The sequence below is a fragment of the Dapis hubbardiae BLCC-M172 genome (assembly GCF_050016015.1).
Taxonomy (GTDB): domain Bacteria; phylum Cyanobacteriota; class Cyanobacteriia; order Cyanobacteriales; family Microcoleaceae; genus Trichodesmium.
In genome coordinates, this window is record NZ_JBNHEQ010000053.1 from 35,964 (window position 1) to 41,888 (window position 5,925).

Annotated in this window: 7 protein-coding genes; 2 read left to right on the forward strand and 5 right to left on the reverse strand. The window is 33.6% G+C overall.

Annotated elements, in window-relative coordinates; all coding sequences use genetic code 11:
* Positions 1-1,084 (reverse strand): cobalt-precorrin 5A hydrolase (locus ACP6PK_RS05410; RefSeq protein WP_426558436.1); only part of this gene is annotated, 1,084 nt, incomplete at its 3' end.
* A gap of 195 nt (positions 1,085-1,279) precedes the next feature.
* Positions 1,280-1,888, reverse strand: coding sequence for a cytochrome b/b6 domain-containing protein (locus tag ACP6PK_RS05415; protein ID WP_426558438.1), 609 nt, complete (start codon positions 1,886-1,888; stop codon positions 1,280-1,282).
* Between the two features lie 76 nt (positions 1,889-1,964).
* On the opposite strand from ACP6PK_RS05415, the gene ACP6PK_RS05420 reads away from it, so the two are divergent.
* The gene (locus ACP6PK_RS05420; protein WP_371357428.1) at positions 1,965-2,042 is read left to right on the forward strand and encodes a DUF4896 domain-containing protein; all 78 of its coding nucleotides are present in this window, start codon (positions 1,965-1,967) and stop codon (positions 2,040-2,042) included.
* A 248-nt stretch (positions 2,043-2,290) separates the two neighbouring features.
* Here the strand turns inward: ACP6PK_RS05420 and ACP6PK_RS05425 are convergent, their stop codons facing one another.
* Complete coding sequence (locus ACP6PK_RS05425; protein WP_426558440.1) at positions 2,291-2,488, reverse strand: hypothetical protein; 198 nt, start codon at positions 2,486-2,488, stop codon at positions 2,291-2,293.
* Positions 2,489-3,010: 522 nt separating this feature from the next.
* Between ACP6PK_RS05425 and ACP6PK_RS05430 the strand changes: the two genes are divergently transcribed.
* Complete coding sequence (locus ACP6PK_RS05430; RefSeq protein WP_426558442.1) at positions 3,011-3,484, forward strand: hypothetical protein; 474 nt, start codon at positions 3,011-3,013, stop codon at positions 3,482-3,484.
* A gap of 137 nt (positions 3,485-3,621) precedes the next feature.
* Here the strand turns inward: ACP6PK_RS05430 and ACP6PK_RS05435 are convergent, their stop codons facing one another.
* Positions 3,622-3,999, reverse strand: a complete 378-nt coding sequence (locus ACP6PK_RS05435) for a DUF4177 domain-containing protein (protein WP_426558444.1) — start codon at positions 3,997-3,999, stop codon at positions 3,622-3,624.
* A 561-nt stretch (positions 4,000-4,560) separates the two neighbouring features.
* Positions 4,561-5,823, reverse strand: a complete 1,263-nt coding sequence (locus ACP6PK_RS05440) for a cysteine desulfurase (RefSeq protein WP_426558491.1) — start codon at positions 5,821-5,823, stop codon at positions 4,561-4,563.
* Between the last annotated feature and the right edge of the window lie 102 nt (positions 5,824-5,925).

Below are 5,925 nucleotides of genomic sequence, written 5' to 3' on the forward strand. Positions count from 1 at the left end.
TTATTTCTCCCTTTTGAAATAATAAGAATGAATCATCCGTACATCCGTGAAAATCCGTGTCTTGCTCCTGTTTTGCTCCTAAAATAGCTGCGGCTTCAGCAACACTAGGAGTTCCAACTTCTGCTGCAACAATATTAGAAGGATTAGGCACTTCAACACAGTTTAATAAATCTGCTGAAAATGTCCGTAAAGGTAAATTTCGTTCCTGACAAAATTCGACTAATCCTATTTCATCAGCTTTAATATTAATAGTGGCAATACCAGCGATCGCTCCTTCTGCTAAATGATGAGCGCGAAATATTTCCTCGATACCTGTAGCAATTAATTTTTTAGAAGTTCCTCTTTCGCAACCAACCCCTACCCATAAAACTCGCGGGTGCCATTGCACTTTTGGTAAATCTGAATCTGGCGAAAACTGGCGTTGAGTAAAACTAATCCAAATTCTTGCCTTGGGAGTAGGGGATGGTTCGCCTATTTCTGGAGACCCAAAGTAAAACGGATGTTGCTCCGGTAGATGTTTTTGCCACAACGTCGAACCTACTTCTTGAAGCACTTGTACAGTTTCTCCTCTGGCAACTACTGCACTAACTTTATTCCAGTCACCTTCCCCCTGTTGCCAACCAAAAGGTTTACCCAAAATATCGATACCAGGTAATCCTGAATTATGGGATGCTCCCGTGATGACTGGGGTAGCGTTGAGAAGGGGAGCGAGAATATTTGTTAATTTATCCGCACCTCCTTGATGTCCGCTACATAAACTAACGACAAATTTACCCGCTTCATCGACAACAACTACTGCTGGATCGCGATATTTATCTTGCAAAAGTGGAGAAATTAAACGGACGACTGCACCACTAGCAAGACAAAAAACTATTGCGCAATAGTTTTGCCAAATATTTGTCAGATGATTTTTCAGAGAGTCAGTGTAAACCTGGGTGTTGGGAGGAAGATTTATTGTTGTTTGACAAGACTCCGGTATCCAGAGAGTTGCTCCCAATGTTTGACAAATAGGTTGTAATAATTTTACTGATCTAGGAGTTGTGGCGATCGCTGCTATTGGTTGAAATTCTTGGCCAATTATCATTTGGATTTAATATTCCTTTTATAAATAGTCTCTAAGAAGAGTTCAAGAATTGAGAATTGAGAATTGAGAATTACCTCTTCTTATAAAAAAGAGGATTGGCGCTCAAAGATTTTTTTTCTTTTTTCTCTTGAAATAGAAGGCTTTATACCTTAATTTTTCGGTAATTATTAATTATTAATTATTAATTGTTAATTATTAAATTCTAGGGTGTTTTAACCAAGCCATAATTTTTTCTGGCCATAACTTCGGACTTTCTTGGGGCAGATATTTTGGATTAAACATGGATAAAATTAGAGGATATCCACCTACTTTAGCACTCATTAATAAGTGAGTAGCGATCGCCAATAACATGATTAGCCAACCTATCAGATGCAGGGAGTACCAAAAATGATACATTTCACCATTAGGCAACCAATTTTCGTCTTGTAATTTTCCCGAACCTATTGATAGTATTGCCGAGAATAAAATTGTGGTATTGACTATACGATGCAGTCTATACCACCAAATATTTTCACCCACGTTATTTGTCAATTTTTGCCAATCATCTGATTGAACTAAACGGTTTCTACCTATTTTGATACTTACTATAATAAATCCCAAAAAGATCAAGAATAAAACAAAGGCAAAAGTTCCATGGATATCTATTAAACTACGGTTTTTGATAGTCAAACCAACTTTGCCAAATCTACCATCCCAACTATCATAAACCAAAAAACCTGTAATTACACAAGAGATTACCAATAAAGCATTAATACTGTGAAATAAACGCAGCAAAAAAGGTTGATAGGGTTGAGTTTTTGACATAATTTTTTGATATTATTTCTATCTTCAATTTTACCGAATAATTAAGGTTTAAAGCATCTCCTTTAAAGGAGAAACAATGAATTTATTTTCCTTTTATTCAATTCTTTTCCTTTTAGGGAGAGGTAATTATCAATTATCCATTATCAATTATTGAAAGTATGGCAGCTTGTTTTTTGACATTTTTCTTCATATTTTTGAAAAAAAATCACCAATTGCTAATATGAATTGGTGAATATATAGCGTTTCTCAGTCTAATGAGGTACATCTATCTTTATATTGTATTCTATTCCCTATTCTCTATTCCCTATTCCCTATTCCCTATTCCCTAAAACCAAATAATTTTGTACCTCACGCTTCTTGGGAATTGCTATATTATCATAATAAGTAAAAAAGTACATACTTCTATTTTACATTAGATTGACTCGATTCTCTCATTAGCATTTCTAACTCATAGTATTTTCTGCTAGCCTCTTCACTATTTCTATATGCTTGCAATAGCTTTCTTTCAAATACTAAATATGATTCACGATTTTCGATTCTATCATAAATTATTTTCGATGCTACTTGCTCGTAAATACGCTTCATTTGTTCCCTATCCATATCAAACTCCTTTTTTAACTACTTTTATTTTACCTAATTTTCTCTTCTATTGGTACTCTCTGTTTCATTATGAAAAACTCACCGATAGACATTTTTGAAGCCATCTATCAACCTTCCATAATTAATATCATGTTCCCTTGAACAGTTATCAAGAATTAGGGAAGAGTCAGGAGTCAGGAAAAATAATGTATCAGGAGAAAGAAGTGCTTATCAGTAACGATCCAGATATGGTATAAAAACTTTTTCTCCTAGTTCCTCTGGTACGGGCAGTTATTACGTTAGATACCCAACAATTTTATTCGATTTGACATATCTTTAATCTGGGGAACATAGGTTAACCTATTTCCGCCTTGGAGTTGGAACAAATTGCTTAGTTATCCCAAACTTTTGTTAATTTACTACCATTATTTATAATTAATTCTTAAATTCTCAACTGATAAGTATGACAACTTGTCTTTTCACATTTTTACTATTATTCTATATAATACCAGGACTAATAAATCATAAACCATAGAAAAAAATATGAATAAAATACTCAATCTAACATCCACAATACTAATTTTAACTGCCGGATTAGGAGTTGCCACCACAGTTAATTCTTCAACCAATAATTTAGTTGCTGATAAATCTCACAGTCATACAGGTCATAGTCATAAAAAGTTAGAAATTCCAGCAGGACAACCAGTTCCTGAAGTTGATTTAGTTGTTTATCAAGATACCATGAAAGGATGGAATTTAGAACTAAAACTAACTAACTTTAAATTGGCTCCAGAAACAGTTAATCAAAGTAGTAACCCTTATGAAGGTCATGCTCATTTGTACATCAACGACAAAAAAATAACTAGGATTTATAGCAATTGGTATTATCTCGGAAATTTAGAACCAGGTAAGAATGAAATAACTGTTACTCTAAACACTAATAAGCATGAAGATTTAGTTAGTAATAGTAAGATGATTATGGATACAGAAATAATTGAAGTTGTAGCACAAAAATAATAAGCATTCAGCTATTAGCAGTCAGCTATCAGCTTCTTAATCAATAAAGCAAGCATTGTTTAATTTCTACTACATTAAAGGTAGTGAAGATCATAGCAAATAGCTGACTACTTAGGGGTAGCTAAAAAAATATTTATTTACCTCTCTCTTTTAAAAATTAAAATATATAACCCTTGTCCGTTAGTAGGATTAAAAACAACGTCAGTTTGACTTAATTCCCATCCATTTTTTCCAGCATCATTTAAAGCTTCTGTATAGTTGTCTCTTTCCTGTTCACTTTGAGGAAAACCAAATTGATATTCAACTTTATACTCATATTTTTTCCCTCTACCCTGAGCTAACTTTTCTGAATTTATCAATTCAATTTTTGAGTCTGTTTTTCCTTGAGCTTCAGAGATGGAAGTTGCTAAAGTTTGATTCGGTGAAAAAATTAACGCTACTGCTAGGAAAATAATCGCAATATTCAGAAAAATTAAGTTAATAACTATAAGTTTATTTAGATTCCATTCTCTCATACATAATAGTCCTTATTAGTATTAGCTGGAAAAAAATAATAACCATGTAGGGACGTTCCATGGAACGTCCCTACTTTTTGGTTTCCAAATCCCATTTTTACTTGGGTTTGGATACCAAACCCTGTTAGATAAAATAGGGTAAAACCTATATTATCGCGGTCTTCACAAAGCTAGACTACAAAACTTCTTCCTTCTTCCCTGTTCCTTGTTCCTTCCTTACCGAATAATACCATTTCTCAAAAACTTTTCTACATTTCATTGAGTAGGGGAGTAGGGGAGTGTAGGGACGTTGCATGCAACGTCCCTACGGGAGAATTAAAAATAAGGATAATCAAAGATTAAATTGTCTCAAATTAGCAATAAAGTAATTTTCCCAAGGTAATTACTTAATAACTGAAGTATTAATCAAGTATAGCATTAATGCATGGGAATTGGTATAATTAAGGTTTAAAGCCTTTCCTTTAAAGGAGAAACAAGAAAAAATTTTCCTTTTATTCAATCCTCTTCCTTTTAGATAGAGGTAATTATCAATTATCCATTATCAATTATCCATTATTTAACTTAACCCATAATACTACCAAAAAATTCTATTGTGTCTTTTAAAGCAACAATAAAAGCATCAATATCATCACGAGTATTATAGAAATATAAACTTGCTCTTGCTGTGGATGAAATCTTTAAATATTGATGCAAAGGTTGAGCGCAATGATGACCAGAACGAATTGCTACCCCTGCTTCATCTAACATAGTTGATAAATCATTTGGGTGAATATTTTCTACTGTAAAAGATGCTAATGCTGCCCTATTTTCTCCATTAGTATTTGGTTGAGGCCCGTAAATAGTTACTTCAGGAATTTGATTCAATTTATCAAATAAATAAGTAGTTAATTCTGCTTCATAGGTATGGATTTTTTCCATACCTATATTTGTCAGATAATCTACTGCTGCACCAAGAGCGATCGCTTCTCCAATAGCTGGCGTTCCTGCTTCAAATTTATGAGGTAATTCTGCATAGGTGGAATGGTCAAAAAACACCTCGGAAATCATTTCACCACCTCCTAAAAATGGTGGCATTTCGTTTAGTAATTCCAATTTTCCATAGAGAAAACCAATGCCAGTGGGAGCGCACATTTTATGACCAGAACCTACTAACCAATCACAACCTATTGCCTGTACATCTACCACACAATGAGGTAAACTTTGGCAAGCATCTATTAATACTTTAGCTCCGTTTTGATGAGCAATTGAGCAAATTTCTTTGACTGGGTTTGTACAACCTAAAACATTAGAAACATGAGCAACTGCTACTAACTTTGTTTTTTCAGAAACTAGGGTTTTATATTGTTCTAAATTAAACTCTTCTGTTTCAGTCAATTCGACAAATTTTAAAACTGCTCCGGTTTTTTGAGCAACCATTTGCCAGGGAACAAAATTACTATGATGTTCCATAACTGAGACAATAATTTCGTCTCCTGGTTTGAGGTTATTTAAACCCCAAGAATAAGCAACTAAATTAATAGCTTCACTAGCATTACGAGTATAAACAATTTCATTCCGAGATTCTGCATTAACAAAAGCAGCTACTTTATCTCTTGCCCCTTCATAAGCATCTGTTGCTTTTCCACTTAAAGTATGAATACCCCTATGCACATTAGAATTATATTTTAGGTAATATTCCTGCCAAGCATTAATAACTGCTAAAGGTTTTTGGGAAGTAGCAGCATTATCTAAATAAACCAGTGGTTTACCATTTATTTCCTGATTTAAAATCGGAAAATCTGCTCGTACTTTATCTGCCAAAGTTCTGTCTTGAATAATAGTCATTTTTTCAGTTATTAGAAGTTTAGTAGGGGTTTGGTCTCCAAACCCCTCACGATATTTAATTTTACCTAAACTCAATATCGTTGAGTTATTAGTAATTCCAGT

Bases quoted from the DNA above. Each gene is read 5' to 3' on its own strand.
- ACP6PK_RS05415 (WP_426558438.1), bottom strand. From the start codon at position 1,888: ATGTCAAAAACTCAACCCTATCAACCTTTTTTGCTGCGTTTATTTCAC.
- ACP6PK_RS05420 (WP_371357428.1), top strand. From the start codon at position 1,965: ATGAATTTATTTTCCTTTTATTCAATTCTTTTCCTTTTAGGGAGAGGT.
- ACP6PK_RS05425 (WP_426558440.1), bottom strand. From the start codon at position 2,488: ATGGATAGGGAACAAATGAAGCGTATTTACGAGCAAGTAGCATCGAAA.
- ACP6PK_RS05430 (WP_426558442.1), top strand. From the start codon at position 3,011: ATGAATAAAATACTCAATCTAACATCCACAATACTAATTTTAACTGCC.
- ACP6PK_RS05435 (WP_426558444.1), bottom strand. From the start codon at position 3,999: ATGAGAGAATGGAATCTAAATAAACTTATAGTTATTAACTTAATTTTT.
- ACP6PK_RS05440 (WP_426558491.1), bottom strand. From the start codon at position 5,823: ATGACTATTATTCAAGACAGAACTTTGGCAGATAAAGTACGAGCAGAT.